The organism is Tardiphaga sp. vice154, assembly GCF_007018645.1.
Classification (GTDB): Bacteria; Pseudomonadota; Alphaproteobacteria; order Rhizobiales; family Xanthobacteraceae; genus Tardiphaga.
Window position 1 is genome coordinate 4,256,382 of sequence record NZ_CP041399.1, and the last position, 21,954, is coordinate 4,278,335.

Here is a 21,954-nt window from a genome sequence, read left to right on the forward strand (position 1 = left end):
GCGTGTGACAGCACAATATCTGCGTCGCCGGCATTTTAATGAATTCGCAAAAAAGCCGCTGAAATTCAGCGGCTTTTTTCTACGCGCGGCGTCTTTCGCCGATCCTTCGGCTACAGCCGCTCGGGGCCCATACCCCGATCGCGCTCGAATCGGCGCGGGCCATCGCGATCCCCGCCGCGATCGTCGTCGCGGTCGAAGTCGCGACCGCCGCGGGGGTGACGGAATTCGCCGCGCGGGCCACCATCCATCCGCGTCAGGACCGAAAGCCGGCGCTTCTGGCCGTCGTCGAGGGTCCTGTAGAGCGGGTCCGCGGTCTCGGCGATCTTCTTCATCGCGGCAGCGGTGGCGGCCATGTCGTCGGCGCGCTTCTGCAGGCGGGCGACCGGGTTGTCCGGCGTCTCCGACTTGCGGGCGTCGTCGCCGCGGTCGTTCCTGCGTTCGTCCATGCGGGCGTTGGCGCGGTCGATCCGCAGCTTGGCGAAATCGCGCACCGCGGCCTCGACCGGCGGCCACAATTTTTCCTGATCCGGCGTCAGTTTCAGACCGGCCTTCACCGCGGCGATCCTGGCGTCGGCAAAGGCAGCGCGGTCTTCCGGGTTCATCCGGGAATGATGGTGGTGGCCGGGGCCGCCGTGTCGGGCATAGACCGCCGTCGTGCCGGCGAGCGCCAGCACCGCGACGCTGGCGAGCAAGATCTTTCTCATGGCAAGTCCTCCTGTGGATCGTTGCCGAACGATGCGCGCCCTGCCCCAGCCTTTCAACTTACGCTTTGGACATGGTGTTACCGAATGTGGACGCGCCACGATTTCGTCACAGCATGCCAAGCATCCGCGGCAGCCACAGCGACAGTTCGGGAACATAGGTCACGACCCCGAGAAACGCGATCATGGTCAGCAGCCATGGCAGCACCGCGATGGTCAGCTCGGAGATGCCCATCTTGGCGATGCCGGAGGCCACATAGAGATTCAGCCCGACCGGCGGATGGCACATGCCCACTTCCATATTGACCACCATCAGAATGCCCAGATGCACAGGATGGATGCCGAGCTTGACGGCGACCGGAAACAGGATCGGCGCCATGATCAGCACGATCGAGGTGGCCTCCATGACATTGCCGGCCACCAGCAGCAGCACGTTGACGATCAGAAGGAAGATCACCCAGTTGACGCCGATCCCGGTGATCCAGTTCGCGATCTGCTGCGGAATGTTCTCGTTGGCCATCAGAAACGAGAACAGCACCGCATTGGTGATGATGTAGAGGATCATCGCGCTCATATTGGCCGAGGACAGTAGCACCTTCGGCACGTCCTTCAGCGTCATGTCGCGGTACACGAACACGGCGATGACGAAGGCATAGACGGCGCTGACGGCGGCGGCCTCGGTCGGCGTGAACCAGCCCGCATAGATGCCGCCCAGCACCACCGCAATCAGCAGCAGGCCCCAGATGCAGCGCCGGAACGCCGCCCCGCGTTCTGCCCAACTGGCGCGTGGCAGCCGCGGATAGTCGTTCTTCCAGGCGCGGTAGAAGGTGGTGGCGCCGAGCAGCGTGGCCAGCATGATGCCGGGAATGACGCCGGCCATGAATAATTGCCCGACCGAGGCCGACGACACCCGCACGCCCGACGGATCCAGCGCGACGCTGCCGCCGGTCGCCACCGAATAGACCACCATCACGATCGACGGCGGGATCAGGATGCCCAAGGCGCCGGAGGTGGTGATGACGCCGGCGCCGAACTGCTTGGGAAAGCCCTGCCGCACCATCGCCGGCATCATGATCGAGCCGATCGCGATCACGGTGGCCGGCGACGAGCCCGACACCGCGGCGAACAGCGCGCAGGCCATCACGGCAGCAAGGCCGAGCCCGCCGTACCAGTGCCCGACCATCGAGGTTGCGAAATCGATCATGCGGCGCGCGACGCCGCCATGGGTCAGGAAACTGCCGGCGAGGATAAAGAACGGGATCGCCATGATCTCGAAATTCTCGATGCCGGTGAACAGTTTCAGGGCGACGGATTCGATCGGCACCGAGGTCATCAGGAAGATGAAGGACAAAACCGTGAGACCCAGCGCGATCGAGATCGGCATGCCCGTCAGCATCAGGAAAATCAGCAGCAGAAAGATCAGCGTGGTGCTCATCGCGCGATCCCCGCCGCAGTCACGGGCGGATCGACTTCGATGCCCTCGACATAGGAATGATCGTGATGCGGCAGTTCATTGGTCCGCGTAAAATTCCAGGCGACCTGCAGGAAACGGAAGCACATCAGGTAGGAGCCGAGCGGGATGCAGAGATAGACCAGCCAGCTCGGCAACTCCATGTCGGGCGTCACCTGGTCGGTATGCATGAGGCCATAGACGAACTTCGCGCCCATCGTGCCGATCACCGCCGTGAAGAACGCGCCGCACAGCAATCCGAACAGCACGGTCCCCTTGCGCCAGCGCGGGTTGAGCTGATTGACCAGCACATCGACGCCGACATGGATTCCAGTCCGTACGCCATAGGCGGCGCCGAACTTGGCCATCCACACGAACATGTAGATGCACAATTCCTGCGCCCAGGACAGGTTGATGGGGAACAGCAAGGGATAGAAGAACGGCACGCCCACCAGATAGCGGTGCAGCACCGCGATAAAGATGATGAAAGTGGCAGCGCCGATCAGAAACGTAATCAGGGTTTCCTCAAGCCGGTCGAGGATGCGTAGAAACATGAAGTCTCCCAAATAAATCTTTGTCGTTCCGGGGCGGGAGCAGCGAGAGCTGCGACCGAACCCGGAACCCCGAGATGTTCGGCGCAATACACATCAAGGTTCCGGGTTCGCAGTCGGCTGGCGCCGCCCGCGCCCCGGAACGACAACTACTAGTTCGTCGTCGCCTTGGTCTCTTTCAGAAATTCCTCGATCAGCGGCTTTCCGACGCGGCCGGCGACGTCGTTGTAGACCGGCTCCATCGCCTTGCGCATCGCGGCGTCCTGTTCGGGTGAAAGCGTGATGAATTCGCTCTTGCCGGTCTTCTTGATCTCGGCCAGCGCCTCGTCATTTTCCTTGGCAGACTGGCCGTTGCCATAGGCGGTAGCTTCCTTCATCGCTTTTTCGAGCTGCGGCCGCACGTCCGCCGGAAGGCCGTCCCAGAACTTCTTGTTGGCGACCACGACATAGCCGATGTAGCCGTGGTTGGTCAGCGTGGTATACTTCTGCACCTCGTGCATCTTCTGGGTGTACATGTTGGAAGGCGTATTCTCCTGGCCGTCGACCACCCCCGTCTGCAGCGACTGATACACTTCCGAGAACGCCATCACCTGCGGAATGGCCCCGAGCGCGCGGAACTGGGCCTCCAGCACTTTCGACGACTGGATGCGGAATTTCAGGCCCTTGTAGTCGGCGGGCGCGACCAGTCGCTTGTTGGCGCTCATCACCTTGAAGCCGTTGTCCCAATAGGCCAGCCCGGTCATGCCCTTGGCGTCGAGCAGCTTCAGGAGCCGCGCGCCGAGCGGCCCATCGGTGACCTTTCGCAAGGTCGGCAGGTCCGGCAGAATGTAGGGCAGATCGAACACCTCGAATTCACGAATGCCGATCGGGCCGAACTTGGAGTTCGACGGCGCCAGCATCTGCACCGCGCCGAGCTGCAGCGCCTCGAGCTCTTCCTTGTCCTTGTAGAGCTGCGAGTTCGGGTAGACTTCGACCTTGACCTTGCCGTCGGTGTATTTCTCGGCAAGCTCCTTGAACTTGTCGGCGGCCAGCCCCTTCGGCGTGTTCGGCGCCACGACATGGCTGAACTTGATCGAGATCGGCGCCTGCGCTGCCGCCGGGGCGATCCAGGCAAAGGCCGCGCAAGCGGCGGCGGCCATCAACGATCTGCGCATGGTCTTCTCCCTGGTGACGTGGAGGGACTCGTTGAACGGCCCCTGCCTTGGATGTCTCGTCGAGCAATACAGAGAAGCCGGCTCAAGCGCTATTGGCTGTTCGCAGGGATGCGGGAAAAACGATGCTGCGGTGCAAACGAAAACGCGGCGCGTGAGGCGCCGCGTTTCACTTCTTTGATGTGGTGGTCACCGGCCTCGCGCCCCCTCCCCCGCAAGCGGGAGAGGGGGCGCAGAGCCATGCGGCTCCGTGATGGACGCTGCCCTACTCCGCCGCCGAAACCTGCGGCATGTCGCGCTGGCGCTTCATGACGATCTTGTTGAGCGCGCCCAGATAGGCCTTGGCCGAGGCGACCAGCGTATCGGGATCGGCGGCACGCGAGGTCATGGAGCGACCCTCATGCGCCAGCCGCACCGACACTTCGGCCTGCGCGTCGGTACCCTGCGTGACCGCATGGACCTGATACAGTTCCAGCTTGGCCTCATGCGGCACCAGCAGCTTGATGCAGTTGAACACCGCATCCACCGGCCCGTTGCCCTCGGCCTCCTCGATCTTGATGACGCCATCGATATCGAGCTTCATGGTGGCGCGTTGCGGGCCGTGGGTGCCGGCGATCACCGTCAGCGAGGCCAGCTTGATGCGGTCATGCGCGGCGGTCATTTCCTGATCGACCAGCGCTTCCAGATCCTCGTCGTAGATGTCCTTCTTGCGGTCGGCCAGCGCCTTGAAGCGCACGAAGGCGTCTTCCAGCTGGTTGGCGCCGAGCTTATGGCCCATCTCCTCCAGCTTGTGAATGAAGGCATGGCGGCCGGAATGCTTACCCATCACCAGCGAGGTCTGCTTCACGCCGACCGTTTCCGGCAGCATGATCTCGTAGGTCTGCGCGTTCTTCAGCATGCCGTCCTGATGAATGCCGCTCTCATGGGCGAAGGCGTTGCGGCCGACGATCGCCTTGTTGAACTGCACCGGGAACGAGGTCGCCGCCGACACCACCTTGGAGGCACGCGTCAGCATCGTGGTGTCGATGTTGTTCCAGTACGGCAGCTTGTCGTTGCGGGTCTTGATCGCCATCACGATCTCTTCCAGCGCGGCATTGCCGGCGCGTTCGCCGATGCCGTTGATGGTGCACTCGATCTGCCGCGCGCCGCCGCGCACGCCGGCCATCGAATTGGCCACAGCCATGCCGAGGTCGTTGTGGCAGTGTACCGAGAACACCGCCTTGTCGGAGTTCGGCACGTTTTCACGCACCCGCTTGAACAGGTCGTAATATTCCTCGGGCACCGAATAGCCGACGGTGTCGGGAATGTTGATGGTGGTGGCGCCGGCCTTGATGGCGGATTCGACGCAGCGGCACAGGAAGTCGAATTCGGTGCGGGTGCCGTCCTCGGACGACCATTCGACGTCGTCGGTGTGGTTGCGCGCGCGCGTCACCGACGAGATCACCAGATCATGGACCGCGTCGGGCTCCATCTGCAGCTTGAACTTCATATGGACCGGCGAGGTCGACAGGAAGGAGTGGATGCGGCCGCGCTTCGCCGGCTTGATCGCCTCGGCGCAGCGGTCGATGTCCTTGGCGCCGGCGCGCGACAATCCGCAGATCACCGAGTTACGGCTGCGCTTGGCGATCTCGTGCACGGCCTCGAAGTCGCCGTCGGAGGCGATCGGGAAGCCGGCCTCGATCACGTCGACGCCCATATCGTCCAGCATGGCGGCGATCTCGAGCTTTTCCTCGAACGTCATGGTGGCGCCGGGACACTGCTCACCGTCGCGCAAGGTGGTGTCAAAAATGATGACGCGGTCTTTGTCGGACTTGTCCTGAACGGACGGGGTGGTGGCGATCATGGGAGGTATCCTTGAATCGGGGCGCCGCTGTCCGGGCGCCGGAGGGGGCTGGTCATCTCACAATCCCCTGAGTACCCAGGCCAAAAAGGCCCAGCCGGCGCTCAGGGGCAGATAAGAAGAAGCAGTCCGCCGCGAAGGGTGGAGCGCAGCGCAGCCGGAATCGCACGGGCACACGCGGCACCAGCCACCGTCCCTCGAACTCCAACATCGTCGCTGCGAATCAGCATTGCCACACCTTCAAGTCCGCATCCTCGGCCTGAACCCCTGAGAGTTCGTTGCCGCAGCGGACGTTGGCCTGTTGTAGACGAATCGTGGCGGGCCGCAACGATTAAGAGGGTCAGGATGGTTGACCTTTCACCCCTCCCCTTTTGAGGGGGTAGGTCGAGAGCACGGCGCGAAGCGTGGTGTTGTCGGGGTGGGGTGACAGCGCCTGTGGTTGGCACCGAGACCGCTCACCAGCGCTGTCACCCCACCCCGGTTCGCATCATGCGTCGCATGCTGCGAACCGACCCTCCCCCTCAAAAGGAGAGGGTGAAAGAGGTCGGCCACACCCATTTCCCCCTGCCCCGCGTCCGCCTACAACGCCAACGCACCCAGCGAGGATATCCATGACCAGCTTCCTGAACGGCCTGTCGGCCTTCCCGATCACCCCAGCGGACCCCATCGGCAAGGTCGACACCGCGGCGCTGCGACGGCTGGTGACGCCGCTGGTGACGGCGAAGGTCGATTCGATCGGGCTACTCGGCTCGACCGGCATTTATCCGTTCCTGGCGCGCGCCGAGCGGCGGCGTGCCATCGATGCGGCGCTGGAAGAAACCAACGGTAGCGTCCCCGTGCTGGTCGGGATCGGCGCGCTTCGCACCGTTGAGGCGATCGCGCTGGCACAGGACGCCAAGGCCGCGGGCGCTTCCGCCGGGCTGCTGGCGCCGGTGTCCTACACGCCGCTCACCGAAGACGAGGTGTTCGCGCATTTTTCGGCGGTTGCCGCGGCCTGCGACCTGCCGATCGTAATCTACGATAATTTCGGCACCACGCATTTCAAATTCACGCCGGAGTTGATCGGCCGTATCGCGCGCATTCCCGGGGTCATCGCGGTGAAGGGCGCATCGCAGGCGCCTGAGCTTGCCGCGGATCACCACCAGCAATTGCGTGATGCCGTGCCGTCGGGCTTTTCCATCGGCTATTCCGGCGACTGGAACGCCACGGAAGCGCTGCTCGCGGGCGGCGACGCCTGGTACTGCGTCGCGGCCGGGCTGTTTCCGAAAGCCTGCCTCGCCATCGTGCACGCCGTGCAGACGGGCGATGTCGCCGAGGCTCGCCGCCTCAATGCGGAGCTGCAGCCGCTGTGGGCGCTGTTCCAGGAATTTTCCAGCCTGCGCGTGATGTATGCCGCGGCGGAGATCCTCAGCGTCTGCAACGCCGAGCCGCCCCGCCCCGTGCTGCCGCTCTCGGACGCCGCGAAGCAAAAGGTCGCGCAGGTGCTGCGAGAATTGAAGCTGAGCTAACGCGGCATTCGTAGGGTGGGAAAAGCGAAGCGTGCCCACCCTCCATGGCTCGGCGGCAATGGTGGGCACGGCGCAAGGGCGCCTTTGCCCACCCTACGGTCTCACGCCTTCGCACGCCCCTGCATCGCGGGCGCCTTCTCCGTCTTCTTGGCGCCAGACTTCTTCACATCCTTGTTAACCACCGCCGTAGCCTTCGGCTCGATCGGCGGGCCCTCTTTCAGCAACGCCTCGCGCACGGCATTCAGCCCCGGCAGGTCGGCCTTGTCGGTCTGGGGGAATTTCAGGTCGAGCTTCTCCAGCGCGCTGACGATGGTCGAGCCAATTACCACGCGCGCGAACCACTTGTGGTCCGCCGGCACCACGTGCCACGGCGCGTCCTTGCTCGCCGTGCCCCCTATCACGTCCTGATAGGCGCTCTGGTACTTGTCCCACAGCGCCCGCTCGCCGACATCTGCCATCGAGAACTTCCAGTTCTTGGCGGGTTCGTCGAGCCGGTCGAGAAAGCGCAGCCGCTGCTCTTCCTTGGAGACGTTGAGGAAGAACTTGAGCACCACGGTCCCGTTGCGAGCCAGGTATCGTTCGAACGCCGAGATATCCTCGAAGCGATCACGCCAGATGTTCTTGTTGATCAGTTCCGGCGGAATTTTCTGCTTGGCCAGAATTTCCGGATGGACCCGCACCACGAGGCATTCCTCGTAATAAGAGCGGTTAAAGATGCCGATGCGACCGCGCTGCGGCACCGCGATGGTATGGCGCCACATGAAATCGTGGTCGAGTTCGCTGGACGACGGCGTCTTGAACGAATGCACCTCGCAGCCCTGCGGATTGATGCCGTCGAACACCGCCTCGATGGCGCTGTCCTTGCCGGCGGCATCCATGCCCTGGAAAATCAGCAAGAGCGACCAACGGTCCTGCGCGTAGAGCTTTTCCTGCAGTTCCTGCAACCGCGTCCGGTTGGCCTCGACAATCTTCTTGCCGGTCTCCTTGTGCAACCCGCCTCGGGCGCCGGTGTCATGGCCCTTGAGATGAAACGGCCTGGAGCCATCGACACTGAACGGCTCGACATAGGATTTCAGGGCGGACGCGGTGGACTTGGCCGTCATGGGGTCGAAACTCCGGAAATGAGTATTGATGCTACCGCGCATGGCGCGCGAGCGCCACCCAGCCCGGTCGAATGCACGGGCTACGCCACCACCTGCAACTGCGCGGCGATGAACGCCGTCACGAAAACCGGCATGGTCGCCGTGAAATCATCGATGCGGCGCACTACATGCATCGCACTTAGTTCCGGCGAAACCTGCACGGCCAGGTTCGCTTCTATCCTCTGCCGCAAGGCTTCCGCAGGCATATCGACGTCGAGAACCCGCATCATCGCGATCGAACGCGGCGTCACCACGCAGTGCCAATCAGCAGCGGCGACGTAGTCCGAAGGCTCGAGGCCGGTTTCCTCGCCGACCTCGCGCGCCACGCTGCCGGCCAGATCGACGGCGTCGCCGCGGAGATCGTCGAGGTCGGGCGTACCGGATGGAAAATAGATCCGCCCGCCATTGGCCGTGCCTGAGCTCATTTCACCGAGGAGGTAGGCGCCGTCGCTGCTGCGCAGCGCGCCCATGCCGAAGCCGTTGAAGACCTCGTCGTCAGGCCCGCCGAAATCGCGCCACGCGAGGAAGCTCGCGAAATCGGTGTCGAAATATTCCGCGCGGAAGTGCGTTCCGCTGAACACCGGCTTGCGGCCGAGCAGGATACGACCGTTGAACAGCCCGGGCTTCTCGCTTTGCTTCTGCGCGAAGTGGGCGTCGATCTCGGCGCGGCGCTGCTCGGCGAACGTCCAGGGCGACGGCCGGTACGCCAGATCGAGCGTCGTGATGCGATGGATGACGGGCGACGTCATGCCGCAGAACTATTTCGCATTCGTCCCCATCGTCCGGCCGGCCTGCTCGACATATTTGTTGGTCCAGGTCTTGGTCACGTCGATGTTCGCTTTTGCAATTTCCGGCGAACTCTCGCTGAACACCGCCAGCACCGCGTCGGCCCCCTTCGGGTCCATCTTGCCGTCCAGCGAATACATCGGGATGGTGTTCTTCAGCGCCGCCAGATACAGCGCCTTGTCCTTGCCGACGAGGCCCTCCGGCATCTTGGCCATGATCTCCTCCGGCGTGTGCGAATGAATCCAGGTCAAGGTGTTGAGGATGGCCACCGTCAGTGCCTGCACTTCCTTCTCGTGGCTCTTGACCCACGCCGTCGTGCTGTACAGCGCGCCGCCGGGATAGTCGCCGCCGAACACCGCCTGCGTGTCATGCGCCGTGCGGGTGTCGCTGAGAATGCGCAGGTCCTTGTAAGTGCCCTGCAGCACGGTGACGGCGGGATCGAGCATCACGGCGGCGTCGATCTGGCCCTGCTGCATCGCCGCCACCGCGGTAGCGCCGAGGCCGACGCCGATTACCGAGGTGCCGGCCGGATCGAGGCCGTTCTTCTTCAGCATGAATTTCAGGAAGAAGTCGGTGGAGGAGCCGGGCGCGCTGACACCGACCTTCTTGCCGGCGAGGTCCTTGATCGACTTGATCTCGTCGGTGTGTTTTGGCGAGACCACCAGCACCAGCCCGGGATAGCGGTCATAGACCACGAAGGACTGCAGCTCCTGTTTCTTGGCGGCGAGGTTGACGCAGTGGTCGAAATAGCCGGACACCACATCCGCGCTGCCGCCGAGCACCGCCTTCAGCGCGTCCGAGCCGCCCTTGAGATCAACCAGTTCGACGCTGACGCCGGCTCTGTCGAATTCGCCGAGCTCGCGCGCCAGCACCGTCGGCAGGTAGCACAGGCAGGCCCCGCCGCCGACCGCGATGGTCACCTTGCTCTGCGCGGCGGCCATATCGCTTAGCATCAAGAGGGCAAACAGCGGCGCCATCAGCCGGCCGAACCAACGTGTCATGATGATCTCCCTGATCGTTCTTTCGGCCAGGATAGAGCAGCGCCCGCGCTTTGAGAAGCCAGCCGTGTTTCAGTCCCGCCCTGCCGCTGCCGGCTTCCACACCAGCAGACGGCGCTCGACCAGCGTGACCGCCAGATCGATCAGGATCACGAAGGCCGACAGCACGATCATGCCGGCGAACACGCCGGCGACGTCGAACGTGCCTTCCGCCTGCTGAATCAGGTAGCCGAGCCCGGCGGCCGAGCCGAGATATTCGCCGACCACCGCGCCGACCACGGCGAAACCCACCGCGGTGTGCAGAGACGAGAACATCCATGACAGCGCCGAGGGCCAGTAAACGTGGCGCAATTGCTGGCGCTCGTCCATGCCGAGCATGCTGGCATTATCGACCAGCGCGCGGCTGGTCTCCTTGACGCCCTGGTAGACGTTGAAGAACACGATGAAGAACACCAGCGTGACGCCGAGCGCGACCTTTGACCAGATGCCGAGCCCGAGCCACAATGTGAAGATCGGCGCCAGCACCACGCGCGGCAGCGCGTTGATCATCTTCACATAGGGATCGAACACGGCAGCGACGCGCGGCTGCCGCGCGAACCAGAACCCGACCATCACGCCGGCTACCGAGCCTATCACGAAGGCCAGCACCGACTCCAGCAGCGTGATCCCCAGATGCTTCCAGATCACGCCAGACGCAAACCACGCGACGATCTGGCTGAACACGTCGACCGGATTGGAAAAAAAGAACGGCGGCAGCAGCGGCTTGCCGAACAGCGGTACCGTCGTCAGTACTTGCCACAGGCCGAGGAACACGACGGCGACCAGCGCCTGAAACAGCAGCAGCATGGGCCGGCTCATCGCGAGATCTCCGCAGGACCTTGCGACTGCGCGTAGCCCTTCATCACTTCGTCCTTCAGCACGTCCCAGATCTGCCGGTGCAGCGCATGGAAATCCGGCAGCAGCCGCACTTCGAAAATATCGCGCGGGCGCGGCAGCGGCACGCGCCAGTCGCCGATGATGCGCGACGCCGGCCCCGCCGACATGATGACGACGCGATCGGCCAGCGCGATGGCTTCCTCGAGGTCGTGGGTGACGAACAGCACCGCCTTGCGATGCGCGCTCCACAGCCGCAGCAAGAGGTCACCCATGATCTGCCTTGTCTGCGCATCGAGCGGACCGAACGGCTCGTCCATCAAGAGAATCTGGGGATCGCGGATCAGCACCTGGGCCAGGCCAACGCGCTTGCGCTGGCCGCCGGACAGCATGTGCGGATAGCGGTCGCCGAAGCCGCCGAGGCCGACCGACACCAGCCATTGCTGTGCGCGCTCCAGCGCCTCGGTCCGCGCGGTGCCCGCGATCTCCAGCCCGATCGCCACATTGTCGCGCGCGGTCTTCCAGGGAAACAGCGCGTCGGCCTGAAACAGATAGCCGGCCTGCCTGTTCAAGCCCTGCAGCGGCTGGTCGAAAATGCGAATGGATCCCGCAGCCGGCCTCAACAATCCGGCGGCGACATTCAACAAGGTGGATTTACCGCAGCCGGTGGGCCCGACGATCGCGACGAACTCAGCCTCCGCCACGTTGAGCGTGGCTTGCTCGACCGCCGTATAGACGTGCTGGTCCACGCCAAACGCCACCGTGGCGCCGTCCAGCGCCACTGCTGATCCTCTCGCGGCGATTGCCTGCACGCGCGTTCCCTCGATGTTTCGTTGCAGATGGCTTAGCGGCGCACAGACCGGAATTCAACGGGGTCAATCTTGGTCCGCCGGATACTGCATGTTAGCGTTGCAACGGCCCATCGGTTGTCGTCCCCGCGAAAGCGGGGACCCATAGCCTCAGGAGTTCTGTTTTGCGCTGTGGAAACAATCGAGCTCTTTCTTCGGGCTCAGAGGGTATGGGTCCCCGCTTCCGCGGGGATGACAGGAGAGTCCTGCGATCCAATTGCCGGCTTACATGACCGCCCCGCTCATCTCGTTCCAGCATGTCAGCAAGCGCTTCGACGGCGGCGTGCTCGCCGTGGACGATGTTTCGCTCGACGTCGCCGAAGGCGAGTTCCTGGCGATTGTCGGCGGTTCCGGTTCCGGCAAGACGACGTTGCTGCGGCTTGCCAACCGGCTGATCGACCCTTCCAGCGGCACGGTCACCGTGGGCGGCGAGGATGTCGCCGCCATCGACCCGATCGGGCTGCGACGGCGTATCGGCTACGTGTTCCAGAGCGGCGGGCTGTTCCCGCATATGAGCGTTGCCGACAATATCGGCATCACGCCAAAACTGCTCGGCACGCCGGCGGCCGAGATCGCCGCGCGCGTCGACGAACTGCTCGACCTTGTCCGGCTCGATCGCACGCAGCATCGCGACCGCTTCCCGCACGAACTGTCCGGCGGCCAGCGCCAGCGCGTCGGCGTCGCCCGCGCGCTCGCCGCGCGCCCGCGCATCGTGTTGATGGACGAACCCTTTGGCGCGCTAGATCCGTTGACGCGCGACGCGCTCGGCGACGATTATCGCGCGCTGCATACAAAGCTCGGCCTCACCACCATCATGATCACCCATGACATGACGGAAGCGATCCTGCTGGCCGATCGCGTCGCGGTGATGCGCTCCGGCCAACTGCTGGCGCAGGGCACCCTGACCGAGTTGTCGAACAACACCGACACCTATGTCGGCGAATTGCTCGGCACGCCGCGGCGGCAGGCCGAGCGACTGCAGATGCTGCTGCCGAAATCAGGTGCGGCATGAATCTCTTCAGCGATCCGCGCTGGAGCGAGGCGCTCGGCCACCTGCCCGATTATCTCGGCAACCACGTCCGCGTCAGCGTCACCGCGCTGGCGCTCGGCCTGGTCATCAGTCTGCCTCTGGCGATCCTGGCGCGGCATCGCCCGGTGCTACGCGGCGCCCTGCTCGGCCTCGCCAGCGTGGTGCAGACGGTGCCGGGCCTCGCGCTGCTGGCGCTGTTCTATCCGCTGCTGCTAGCGCTGGCGGCGCTATCGCTGCAATGGTTCGGCGTCGGCTTCTCCGCCTTCGGCTTTCTGCCCTCGGTGCTGGCACTGGCGCTGTATTCGATGCTGCCGGTGCTGCGCAACACCATCACCGGCCTCGACGGCGTCGATGCCGCCCTGATCGAGGCCGCGCAAGGCGTCGGCATGACCCAGCGGCAGTCGCTCACCATGATCGAGCTGCCGCTGGCGCTGCCGGTGATAATGGCCGGCATTCGCACCTCCGCGGTCTGGGTGATCGGCACCGCGACGCTGTCGACGCCGATCGGCCAGACCAGCCTCGGCAACTACATCTTTGCCGGGTTGCAGACGCAGAACTGGGTATTCGTGCTGTTCGGCTGCTTTGCCGCGGCAGTGCTGGCGCTCGGCGTGGACCAGTTGCTGGCGCTGATCGAGACCGGCATACGGCTGCGCCAGCGAGTTCGCACGGCGATCGGCGGGCTCGGCCTTGCCGCGCTGGTGATCGCCACGCTGGGGCCTTCGCTGTCGCATTCGCAAGCGCGCATTGTCGTCGGCGCCAAGACCTTCACCGAATCCTACGTGCTGGCGGCGCTGATGGCGCAGCGGCTGCAGGCCGCCGGCCTGCCGGTCACCACGCGCGAGGGCCTCGGTTCCAACGTGATCTTTGACGCGCTGAAGACCGGCGACATCGACGCTTACGTCGATTATTCCGGCACGCTGTGGGCCAACCAGTTTCACCGCACCGAAATCCTGCCGCGCGAACAGCTGCTTGCCGAGCTGAAGGCCACGCTCTCGAAAGAAAACATCACATTGCTCGGCGAACTCGGTTTCGAGAACGCCTATGCACTGGTGATGCCTCGCAAGAAAGCCGAAGCGCTCGGGATCAAGAGCATCGCCGACCTCGCGAAACATTCGTCCGGCATGACGATGGCGGCGGACTACGAATTCTTCTCGCGACCGGAATGGGCCGGACTGCAGAAGGCCTATCGCATCGGTTTTCGTGCGCAGCGCCAGATGCAGCCGGACTTCATGTATGCGGCCGTCGCCTCCGGCGAAATCGACGTCATCGCCGGCTACACCAGCGACGGCTTGATCGCGAAATACGATCTGGTGGTTCTGGACGATGCCAAACGCGCGATCCCGCCCTATGACGCGATCCTGCTGCTGTCCGACAAGCGTGCCGAGGATCAGGCGCTACGCGCCGCGCTGCAGCCGCTGCTTGGCCGCATCGACATCGCCACCATGCGGGAAGCCAATTTGCGCGCAGCGGGAGGAGACGGGAACAGTTCGCCGGATGTGGTCGCGCGTTGGCTGTGGGAGAAGATCGGGAAGAAGTGACATCGAAGGACGACGGCGTGCGCTCAGAGATTCTTGATCATCCCGGCATCGATCAAGAGCCGATTGAAGCGCCGGGCCTCCGCACCGTCCTTGCAGGCGTAGAACACGCCCTTGCAGCGCAGCATGATCTTCTTCTGCTCCTCGAACGACGGATCGAGCGGGATGCCGGCGGCCTCCTGGATCACCAGCGGCAGGTAGGGACCATCGATCGTATCCATCACCGCCTCGCTCTTCACCGGCTCGAAGTTGATGGCGTCGATCGCGTAGTACGTTGCGTAGTAGCGGGGGTCGTAGGCCATCAGCCGCTTGCCCAGCCCGACCTCGTCCAGCGCCGGATCGATCACGCCCGGCGAGAATTCCGGCTGATGGTCGCCGTAACGCACGATCAGGAACGGCTGCGCCGGAAACTGCTTTTTCAGTTTCGCGACGAACGCGCCGTAGTGATCGACGCTCATCGCCTGCCGGCGCAGGTACTCGTCGACGACCGGTGCGTTGCCGGGGCTGCGCCAGGCTGGCGTCAGGTCGGGGCGAAACTTGGTCTTCCAGGGGAAATGGTTGGCCGCGAGATAGACGAAGGTGAACAGCGGATTGGCGCTCGGCTGCTCGGCCATCAGCCGGATCGCGGAATCGTAGAAGAAGCTGTCCGGCTCGACGCCCTTGGCGCCGAGGTCCCTGGCGTCGTAGAAATTCTCCACGCCGGTCGAGGTCTGGAAGCTCTTCGCGCTCATGAAGGCGCCGAACGCGGGATACAGCGAGATCGTGCGATAGCCGCAGCGCCGCAGGGCCAGCGGCAGGCCACGCGCCACCCGGCCGGAGGCAATCCTCGTCACGAAATACGAGAACGGTCCGAACGAGCGCGACGACAGCCCGGCCAGCACGTTGTATTCGGTGAACCAGCTCGGCCCGCCATTGCTCTCGGCGAGGAATTTTCGGGCGCGACCGTCATAGGATTTGAAGTGCCCGCCATAGCCCGCTGACGTCTTGACCGAAGCAGCCTGCCTTATGTCGAACGAAGATTCGTCGTGCACCATGATGATGTGCGGCCGGCGGCCGACAGGATGGCAGGAATCCTCCAGCGGCATCTTCAGCCGCTCGGCCACCACGGCGTCCGATTCCATGAAGCCGTAATTGGCGAAATCCGACACCGCGGTGACGCCCGAGCGGGCAAACTTCGACAGATAGCCGTCGTCATAATAGCCGCGCCAGGCCTCGTCGGGCCAGGCCATGGCGTAGCCGACCAGCCCGGACAGGCAGGCCAGCATCGCGGCGGCAGCGGGCAGCCGGCGTATGCGAAACGGATCCAGCCACCACAGCGCATACATCAGCGGCAACACGACAACGGCGGCGGCAATGACCGACCAGCGCAAATTCGGAAAGATCGTGAACAGGAAGGCTGCGGTATCGCGGTCGATCACCATCAGGTCGACGAAGTTGGCGGTCATCTGCACCACGTCGTGCTTCAACCGCGACAGCAACACGAGGATCACTACCAGCGTCAGCGACAGCGCGCCGGACAGCGCGGGGCGGCGCAGCAACCCGATCCAGAAACCGTTCAGGATACCCCAGGCCAGCACGAAGCCGAGGCGCGAGCCGAGATCGGTCTCGGTCTGCCACATCACCGCCAATGCGCCGAAATGCGGGGCGGCCACAGCGAGCAGCCGCCACGTACCCGTTGACGGCGCGACGGCGGAGGCAGCGGTGGGCACTGGATTAAGCGGAGCCGCCATGGCGGGACGCAACGACGCCGGCACTGCCCAAACCTGCGCTGGCGGCGGCCAGAAGGCGGACGACGCAGCCGGACCCTGCGGCGTGTCATAAAAATGTAGTGGAACCGTCATGAACGCGCAATGAATTTACGGCGCCCGGAGCAACATGCGGCGATTGGCGCAAGCTCTCCGTCCGGATGCAGCGCAGCACGCAATGGTGCGCTGCGTCCGGACACGCGGCCTACTTCGCTGCCCCGTGATCAACTCGCCGAAGTGTTGCCAGCGCTCGCCCGGGAAGCGCATCATCTGGAACTGGTCGATCGGCGCGAGTCGGTCGCGCTGGTATTGACCATCACGCCCGGCAGCAGGCCGTCGAGCGTGAGGTCCTTCAGGTAGGCCGCAGCTTCGGCGTGGTAGCTCGGCAGCCAGCCCATCGTCCATGGAAAGCCTTTGGGATCGTTCCAGCGCGTGGCGCCGGTCGCCAGAAACAGTTGCGGCGTCTTCTTGGCGTTGACGTATTTCTGGATCGCGGCATTGGCGGCGGTGCCGACATTGTCGATGATCGCCATCACCTCGTCGCTCTCGACCAGCTTGCGGGTCTGCTCGACGGTCTTCGGCGGCGAATAGGCGTCGTCATAGGAGATGAAGGTGATCTTGCGGCCGTTGGTGCCGCCGTCGTAGTTGACCTTCTTGAAGAACGCCGCAGAGGCCTTGCCGAGAGTGCCGTAGGCCGAGGCCGGGCAGCTATAGGGCACGGTGTTGCTGATCCTGATCTCGGTGTCGGAGGCGCCGGGACCGTATTTCTTCTGCGCCAGCGCCGAGCTGGCGGGGCGCATCGCCGGTCCATCTCATCCGTCAACGAAAAAACGGGACCGCATTGCTGCGATCCCGTTCGTCGTCATCAATGCTGAGAAGGCTTAGTTCTTGGTCTTGTCGACCAGCGCCTTTTCCTTGATCCACGGCATCATGTCGCGCAGCTTGGCGCCCACTTCCTCAATCGGATGCGCAGCAGCGCGAGCGCGGGTCGCCTTGAACGAGGCCTGGTTGACCTTGTTCTCCAACATCCAGTCGCGGGCAAACTTGCCGCTCTGGATGTCGGTCAGTACGCGCTTCATCTCGGCCTTGGTCTCCGAAGTGACGATGCGCGGGCCGGTGACGTATTCGCCGTATTCCGCGGTATTGGAGATCGAGTAGTTCATGTTGGCGATGCCGCCTTCATAGATCAGGTCGACGATCAGCTTGAGCTCGTGCAGGCACTCGAAATAGGCCATCTCCGGCGCGTAGCCGGCTTCCACCAGCGTCTCGAAGCCGGCGCGGATCAGTTCGACGGTACCGCCGCACAGCACGACCTGCTCGCCGAACAGATCGGTCTCGCACTCTTCCTTGAACGAGGTCTCGATGATGCCGGCGCGGCCGCCGCCGACGGCGGAAGCGTAGGACAGGCCGAGGTCGTGAGCGTTGCCCGAGGTGTCCTTGTGAATCGCGATCAGGCAGGGCACGCCGCCGCCGCGCTGGTATTCCGAACGCACGGTGTGGCCGGGACCCTTCGGCGCGATCATCAGCACGTCGAGGTCTTCGCGCGGGTCGAGCAGGTTGAAGTGCACGTTGAGGCCGTGGGCGAAGACCAGGGCTGCGCCCTGCTTCATATTGTCGTGCATGTGCTCGCGGTAGATGTCGCCCTGCAATTCGTCGGGGGTCAGCATCATCATCAGGTCGGCCCACTTGGCGGCCTCGGCGACTTCCATCACCTTGAAGCCGGCGGCTTCCGCCTTCTTGGCCGAGGCCGAGCCCTTGCGCAGCGCGATCACCACGTCCTTGACGCCGGAATCCTTCAGGTTCAGCGCGTGGGCATGGCCCTGGCTGCCGTAGCCGACGATGCAGACCTTCTTGCCCTTGATCAGGTTCAGGTCAGCGTCGCGATCGTAGTAAACTCGCATGGTCGTTTCCTTTATTGGCAACAAGATCCGTCGCCCGTTCGAAGCGGTCGGTGGCCCAAGGCCGCCCACCATGAATTGCCGCCGGTTTCTAGGGCGACGTAAGCCGCGAGACAAGCCCGCGACGGTGATTTTGCGCCTGCCGCAGTGCACACATCAGGCGATCTCGGGCAGTGGCGGCGGTCGCGGCGACAGCAGCATCACCCCGATGCCCGCGATCACCACCATCATCCCGGCCAGCCGCAGCGTGCCGAATGTCTCGCCGAACACGATGGCCGAGGCGCCGGCGCCGATGAACGGCACCAGGAGTGCGAACGGCACCACCTGTGCGGCGGTATATTCGCGCAGCAGCCGGCCCCAGATCCAGTAGCCGAGCGTGGTCCCCAGCACCGCCAGCGCGACCACGCAGGCCGCAACCGGCAGAGAAATATGCACCAATGCCTGCCAGGTCGCGCCCGGCCCCTCGACAAAGAGCAGCACGCCGAGCAGCGGGACCATCGCCAGCAGTCCGATCCAGGCGAACAGATCGAGCATCGGCACGCCACCGGCGCGGCGCAGCAGCAGATTGGAAAACGCAAAACTCACCGGCGCCGTCATCAGTACCGCAAAGGCGCCAACGCTGAAGTCATACCCCACGGTTAAACAGATCAGCACCAGCCCGCAGGTCGCGATGCCGATCCCCAGCACCTGCAGCCGGGTCGGATGCTCGCGCAGGAACAGCGCGGCGAAAGCCACGGTGAACAGCGCCTGGCTCTGCACGATCACCGCAGTCAGCCCTGCAGGGACACCATGGGCGAGGCCATAGGTCTGCGCCAGGAATTGACACACCAGCAGCCAGCTGATGCCCAGCACCAGCGCGAAAGACAGTCGCGGCCGCGGCAGGAACAGGCACGGCAGGGCCGTGATGCCGAAGCGCAACGCGGTCAGCAGCGTCGATGAGATCTCGTCGAGCGCGATCCGCGTCAGCACGAAGCCAACGCCCCAGATCACGGCCACGGCGACGGCCAGCGCGATATCGAAGGGTTTCATGAACTAGAATGCGCGCGAGGCTACATCCCCTCCGCGCCGCGGCTGATGGCGGCGACGCCGGTGCGGGAGATTTCGACCAGGCCGAGCGGACGCATCAGGTCGATGAACTGGTTGATCTTGGCCGTGTTGCCGGTGATCTCGAACACGAAGCTCTCGGTGGTGGCATCGATCACGCGGGCACGGAAGGCTTCCGCCAGCCGCAGCGCCTCGACGCGGTGGTCGCCGGTGCCACGCAGCTTCACCATCGCCAGTTCGCGTTCGATCGAGCGGCCGGAAATCGTCATGTCGACGACGCGGTGCACCGGGATCATGCGGTCGAGCTGGTGCTTGATCTGCTGGATCACCATCGGCGTGCCCGTTGTAACGATGGTGATGCGCGAGACGTGCTTCTGGCTCTCCGTCTCCGACACGGTGAGGCTTTCGATATTGTAGCCGCGGCCGGAGAACAGCCCGATCACGCGCGCCAGCACGCCCGGCTCGTTGGCGACCAGCACCGAGAGCGTGTGCGTCTCGTTGGGATCGTGGCGGTCTTCCATGAAATAGGCGGAGGCGGGCTGTTCCATTGTCGTTTCCTGTCGGCGAAGTTCTCAGGTCCCGTCATCCTGAGGAGCGCGCCGTGGCGCGCGTCTCGAAGGACGACGGCATGTCCATCGTGGCGCGTCGTCCTAAGAGACGCCGCTACGCGGCTCCTCAGGATGACGCTTCAAGCTTTACACTGGCAGGATCACACCAGCGCCTTGCCGCCGGCGAAGGCGGCAGCCGTGGCGTCGTCATTGGCTTCCAGCGGCAGAAGCATCTCGTTGTGCGCCTTGCCGGACGGGATCATCGGGAAGCAGTTTTCCAGATTGGCAACGCGGCAGTCGAACAGCACCGGCTTCTTCACCTTGATCATCTCGTGGATCGCGCCGTCGAGATCACCGGGCTTCTCGACCCGGAAGCCGGCGCCGCCATAGGCCTCGGCCAGCTTGACGAAGTCCGGCAGCGCTTCGGAGTAGGAATGCGACAGCCGGTTGCCGTGCAGCAATTGCTGCCACTGCCGCACCATGCCCATGTACTGGTTGTTGAGGATGAAGATCTTGATCGGCAAATTGTGCTGCACGGCCGCCGACATTTCCTGCATCGTCATCTGCACCGAGGCGTCACCGGCAATGTCGATCACCAGCGCATCGGGATGCGCGACCTGCACGCCGAGTGCCGCCGGCAGGCCATAGCCCATGGTGCCTAGGCCGCCGGACGTCATCCAGCGATGTGGCTCCTCGAAGCCATAGAACTGCGCCGCCCACATCTGGTGCTGGCCGACCTCGGTGGTGATGTAGGTGTCGAGATTCTTGGTCGCCTCAAACAATCGCTGGACCGCAAACTGCGGCATGATCACATCGGCATTCTTCTTGTAGGCCAGCGAATTGCGGGCGCGCCAGGTCCCGATCTCCTTCCACCACAGATGTGTGTCCGGCTTTTTCACTTCGGCCTTGAACACCTGCAGGATGTCGCCCAGCACATTGGCGCAGTCGCCGATGATCGGCACGTCGACCCGGATGTTCTTGTTGATCGACGACGGATCGATGTCGATGTGGATCTTCTTGGAATGCGGCGAGAACGCATCGGTACGTCCCGTGATGCGATCGTCGAAGCGCGCGCCGACGCACAGCATGACGTCGCAGTCATGCATCGCCATGTTGGCCTCGTAGGTGCCGTGCATCCCGAGCATGCCGAGCCAGTTCGGACCGGACGCCGGATAGGCGCCGAGGCCCATCAGGGTCGAGGTGATCGGAAAGCCGGTGACTTCGACCAGTTCGCGCAGCAGTTTCGACGCCGACAAGCCGGCATTGATGACGCCGCCGCCGGAATAGATCACCGGCTTGCGGGCGCCGGCCAGCAGCGCCACCGCCTTGCGGATCTGCGCGGCATCGCCCTTCACCCGCGGCGTATAGGACACATGCACGTCGGCCTTGCGCGGCGGATGATAGGTGCCGGTGGCGAACTGCACGTCCTTCGGCACGTCGACCACGACCGGGCCGGGACGGCCGGTGGTGGCGACATAGAACGCCTCGTGCAGCACCTTGGCGAGGTCATTGACGTCGCGGACCAGCCAGTTGTGCTTGGTGCAGGGCCGTGTGATGCCGACGGTGTCGCATTCCTGGAATGCGTCATTGCCGATCAGATGCGTCGGCACCTGCCCGGTGATGCAGACCAGCGGGATCGAATCCATCAGCGCGTCAGCCAGCGGCGTCACCATGTTGGTGGCGCCGGGACCCGAGGTGACGAGCACGACGCCCGGCAGGCCGGTGGAGCGCGCATAGCCCTCGGCGGCGTGGCCGGCGCCCTGCTCGTGGCGGACCAGGATGTGCTCGACTTCGGACTGCTGGTAGATCTCGTCATAGATCGGCAGCACGGCGCCGCCGGGATAGCCGAAGATGTGCTTGACGCCGTGATCGGCGAGCGCGCGGACGATCATCGCCGCGCCGGTCATCTGGTTGGGATCGCTGGGCTTCATATCGGTCATGACGGGCTCCGGATGCGCCATTCGGCGCGGCTTGGTCGGACGAGAAAGTCGCTGGACAATAAAAAAGGGCCCCGTTGAGGACCCCCGCACACCGCCTTCGAGTGGATGGCCTCAACCACCCCCGGCGATGTGCCTGGGTACGACGACGATAATAAGGTGGGTAATTTTATTGCGCATCTGATCGCTCGAACGTTCTAAGGTTGCGCGAGATATAGCCGCCCGGGATTGGAAGTCAAGCGCAAGGCGTCGGTATCGCGTGATGACAAGCTAGTCCGGACTTGGTCGTTCCGCGAGCACGAAATTCGCACACCCAGCAATGCACGCGGCGGCAGGTAGCCCGGATGAAGGTGGCGCGCCACTTAGGGC

18 protein-coding genes and 1 pseudogene are annotated in these 21,954 nt (G+C 64.1%); 3 read left to right on the forward strand and 16 right to left on the reverse strand.

The features are described from left to right. Window positions 1-110 precede the first annotated feature (110 nt). From FIU28_RS19945 to FIU28_RS19965, 5 genes are all read right to left on the reverse strand, one after another. Window positions 111-704: a Spy/CpxP family protein refolding chaperone gene (locus FIU28_RS19945; RefSeq protein ID WP_143574881.1), complete on the reverse strand. Its 594-nt coding sequence runs from the start codon at window positions 702-704 to the stop codon at window positions 111-113. 106 nt (window positions 705-810) lie between these two features. Then, entirely contained in the window at window positions 811-2,136 is a 1,326-nt protein-coding gene (locus FIU28_RS19950; protein ID WP_143574882.1) for a TRAP transporter large permease, read from the reverse strand. After that, complete coding sequence (locus FIU28_RS19955) at window positions 2,133-2,705, reverse strand: TRAP transporter small permease (RefSeq protein WP_143574883.1); 573 nt, start codon at window positions 2,703-2,705, stop codon at window positions 2,133-2,135. Before FIU28_RS19955 ends, FIU28_RS19950 begins: the two co-directional genes overlap by 4 nt. A 149-nt stretch (window positions 2,706-2,854) precedes the next feature. After that, window positions 2,855-3,856, reverse strand: a complete 1,002-nt coding sequence (locus tag FIU28_RS19960) for a TRAP transporter substrate-binding protein (protein WP_143574884.1) — start codon at window positions 3,854-3,856, stop codon at window positions 2,855-2,857. Between the two features lie 262 nt (window positions 3,857-4,118). Continuing rightward, window positions 4,119-5,696 (reverse strand): 2-isopropylmalate synthase, encoded by a 1,578-nt coding sequence (locus FIU28_RS19965; protein ID WP_143574885.1) that lies wholly within the window; start codon window positions 5,694-5,696, stop codon window positions 4,119-4,121. 608 nt (window positions 5,697-6,304) lie between these two features. On the opposite strand from FIU28_RS19965, the gene FIU28_RS19970 reads away from it, so the two are divergent. After that, window positions 6,305-7,201 (forward strand): dihydrodipicolinate synthase family protein, encoded by an 897-nt coding sequence (locus FIU28_RS19970; protein WP_143574886.1) that lies wholly within the window; start codon window positions 6,305-6,307, stop codon window positions 7,199-7,201. Between the two features lie 101 nt (window positions 7,202-7,302). Here the strand turns inward: FIU28_RS19970 and FIU28_RS19975 are convergent, their stop codons facing one another. The 5 genes from FIU28_RS19975 to FIU28_RS19995 form a co-directional block, all read right to left on the reverse strand. Next, the gene (locus FIU28_RS19975) at window positions 7,303-8,304 is read right to left on the reverse strand and encodes a polyphosphate kinase 2 family protein (RefSeq protein ID WP_143574887.1); all 1,002 of its coding nucleotides are present in this window, start codon (window positions 8,302-8,304) and stop codon (window positions 7,303-7,305) included. A gap of 80 nt (window positions 8,305-8,384) precedes the next feature. Continuing rightward, window positions 8,385-9,092, reverse strand: coding sequence for an NUDIX hydrolase (locus FIU28_RS19980; RefSeq protein ID WP_143574888.1), 708 nt, complete (start codon window positions 9,090-9,092; stop codon window positions 8,385-8,387). 9 nt (window positions 9,093-9,101) lie between these two features. Next, window positions 9,102-10,130 carry an ABC transporter substrate-binding protein gene (locus tag FIU28_RS19985; RefSeq protein ID WP_143574889.1) on the reverse strand — a complete coding sequence of 343 codons (1,029 nt, stop codon included), beginning with the start codon at window positions 10,128-10,130 and terminating at the stop codon, window positions 9,102-9,104. A gap of 69 nt (window positions 10,131-10,199) precedes the next feature. Then, window positions 10,200-10,985 (reverse strand): ABC transporter permease, encoded by a 786-nt coding sequence (locus tag FIU28_RS19990; protein WP_143574890.1) that lies wholly within the window; start codon window positions 10,983-10,985, stop codon window positions 10,200-10,202. After that, window positions 10,982-11,803: an ABC transporter ATP-binding protein gene (locus FIU28_RS19995; protein ID WP_246661023.1), complete on the reverse strand. Its 822-nt coding sequence runs from the start codon at window positions 11,801-11,803 to the stop codon at window positions 10,982-10,984. Before FIU28_RS19995 ends, FIU28_RS19990 begins: the two co-directional genes overlap by 4 nt. Before the next feature lie 274 nt (window positions 11,804-12,077). Between FIU28_RS19995 and FIU28_RS20000 the strand changes: the two genes are divergently transcribed. Then, a complete protein-coding gene (locus FIU28_RS20000) occupies window positions 12,078-12,860 on the forward strand; it encodes an ATP-binding cassette domain-containing protein (protein ID WP_143574891.1) in 783 nt (260 codons plus the stop codon). Then, window positions 12,857-14,416, forward strand: a complete 1,560-nt coding sequence (locus FIU28_RS20005) for a glycine betaine ABC transporter substrate-binding protein (RefSeq protein WP_143574892.1) — start codon at window positions 12,857-12,859, stop codon at window positions 14,414-14,416. Before FIU28_RS20000 ends, FIU28_RS20005 begins: the two co-directional genes overlap by 4 nt. 23 nt (window positions 14,417-14,439) lie before the next feature. Here the strand turns inward: FIU28_RS20005 and FIU28_RS20010 are convergent, their stop codons facing one another. The 6 genes and pseudogenes from FIU28_RS20010 to FIU28_RS20035 all read right to left on the reverse strand — a co-directional run bounded on the left by FIU28_RS20010 (window position 14,440) and on the right by FIU28_RS20035 (window position 21,588). Next, entirely contained in the window at window positions 14,440-16,143 is a 1,704-nt protein-coding gene (locus tag FIU28_RS20010; RefSeq protein ID WP_143574893.1) for a sulfatase-like hydrolase/transferase, read from the reverse strand. A gap of 359 nt (window positions 16,144-16,502) precedes the next feature. Next, window positions 16,503-16,958: pseudogene (locus tag FIU28_RS20015) on the reverse strand (ABC transporter substrate-binding protein); the annotation flags it as partial. 81 nt (window positions 16,959-17,039) lie between these two features. After that, on the reverse strand, window positions 17,040-18,059 hold the full coding sequence (gene ilvC, locus FIU28_RS20020; RefSeq protein ID WP_143574894.1) for a ketol-acid reductoisomerase: 1,020 nt from the start codon (window positions 18,057-18,059) through the stop codon (window positions 17,040-17,042). A gap of 153 nt (window positions 18,060-18,212) precedes the next feature. Next, window positions 18,213-19,085: an EamA family transporter gene (locus FIU28_RS20025; RefSeq protein WP_143574895.1), complete on the reverse strand. Its 873-nt coding sequence runs from the start codon at window positions 19,083-19,085 to the stop codon at window positions 18,213-18,215. Window positions 19,086-19,105: 20 nt separating this feature from the next. Next, window positions 19,106-19,648 (reverse strand): acetolactate synthase small subunit, encoded by a 543-nt coding sequence (gene ilvN / locus FIU28_RS20030; RefSeq protein WP_143574896.1) that lies wholly within the window; start codon window positions 19,646-19,648, stop codon window positions 19,106-19,108. Window positions 19,649-19,809: 161 nt separating this feature from the next. Further along, the gene (locus tag FIU28_RS20035) at window positions 19,810-21,588 is read right to left on the reverse strand and encodes an acetolactate synthase 3 large subunit (protein ID WP_143574897.1); all 1,779 of its coding nucleotides are present in this window, start codon (window positions 21,586-21,588) and stop codon (window positions 19,810-19,812) included. Window positions 21,589-21,954 lie beyond the last annotated feature (366 nt).

Excerpts from the sequence above, each read along its gene's own strand:
- FIU28_RS19945 (WP_143574881.1), bottom strand. The coding sequence starts at position 704 with ATGAGAAAGATCTTGCTCGCCAGCGTCGCGGTGCTGGCGCTCGCCGGC.
- FIU28_RS19950 (WP_143574882.1), bottom strand. The coding sequence starts at position 2,136 with ATGAGCACCACGCTGATCTTTCTGCTGCTGATTTTCCTGATGCTGACG.
- FIU28_RS19955 (WP_143574883.1), bottom strand. The coding sequence starts at position 2,705 with ATGTTTCTACGCATCCTCGACCGGCTTGAGGAAACCCTGATTACGTTT.
- FIU28_RS19960 (WP_143574884.1), bottom strand. The coding sequence starts at position 3,856 with ATGCGCAGATCGTTGATGGCCGCCGCCGCTTGCGCGGCCTTTGCCTGG.
- FIU28_RS19965 (WP_143574885.1), bottom strand. The coding sequence starts at position 5,696 with ATGATCGCCACCACCCCGTCCGTTCAGGACAAGTCCGACAAAGACCGC.
- FIU28_RS19970 (WP_143574886.1), top strand. The coding sequence starts at position 6,305 with ATGACCAGCTTCCTGAACGGCCTGTCGGCCTTCCCGATCACCCCAGCG.
- FIU28_RS19975 (WP_143574887.1), bottom strand. The coding sequence starts at position 8,304 with ATGACGGCCAAGTCCACCGCGTCCGCCCTGAAATCCTATGTCGAGCCG.
- FIU28_RS19980 (WP_143574888.1), bottom strand. The coding sequence starts at position 9,092 with ATGACGTCGCCCGTCATCCATCGCATCACGACGCTCGATCTGGCGTAC.
- FIU28_RS19985 (WP_143574889.1), bottom strand. The coding sequence starts at position 10,130 with ATGACACGTTGGTTCGGCCGGCTGATGGCGCCGCTGTTTGCCCTCTTG.
- FIU28_RS19990 (WP_143574890.1), bottom strand. The coding sequence starts at position 10,985 with ATGAGCCGGCCCATGCTGCTGCTGTTTCAGGCGCTGGTCGCCGTCGTG.
- FIU28_RS20000 (WP_143574891.1), top strand. The coding sequence starts at position 12,078 with ATGACCGCCCCGCTCATCTCGTTCCAGCATGTCAGCAAGCGCTTCGAC.
- FIU28_RS20005 (WP_143574892.1), top strand. The coding sequence starts at position 12,857 with ATGAATCTCTTCAGCGATCCGCGCTGGAGCGAGGCGCTCGGCCACCTG.
- FIU28_RS20010 (WP_143574893.1), bottom strand. The coding sequence starts at position 16,143 with ATGGCGGCTCCGCTTAATCCAGTGCCCACCGCTGCCTCCGCCGTCGCG.
- ilvC (WP_143574894.1), bottom strand. The coding sequence starts at position 18,059 with ATGCGAGTTTACTACGATCGCGACGCTGACCTGAACCTGATCAAGGGC.
- FIU28_RS20025 (WP_143574895.1), bottom strand. The coding sequence starts at position 19,085 with ATGAAACCCTTCGATATCGCGCTGGCCGTCGCCGTGGCCGTGATCTGG.
- ilvN (WP_143574896.1), bottom strand. The coding sequence starts at position 19,648 with ATGGAACAGCCCGCCTCCGCCTATTTCATGGAAGACCGCCACGATCCC.
- FIU28_RS20035 (WP_143574897.1), bottom strand. The coding sequence starts at position 21,588 with ATGACCGATATGAAGCCCAGCGATCCCAACCAGATGACCGGCGCGGCG.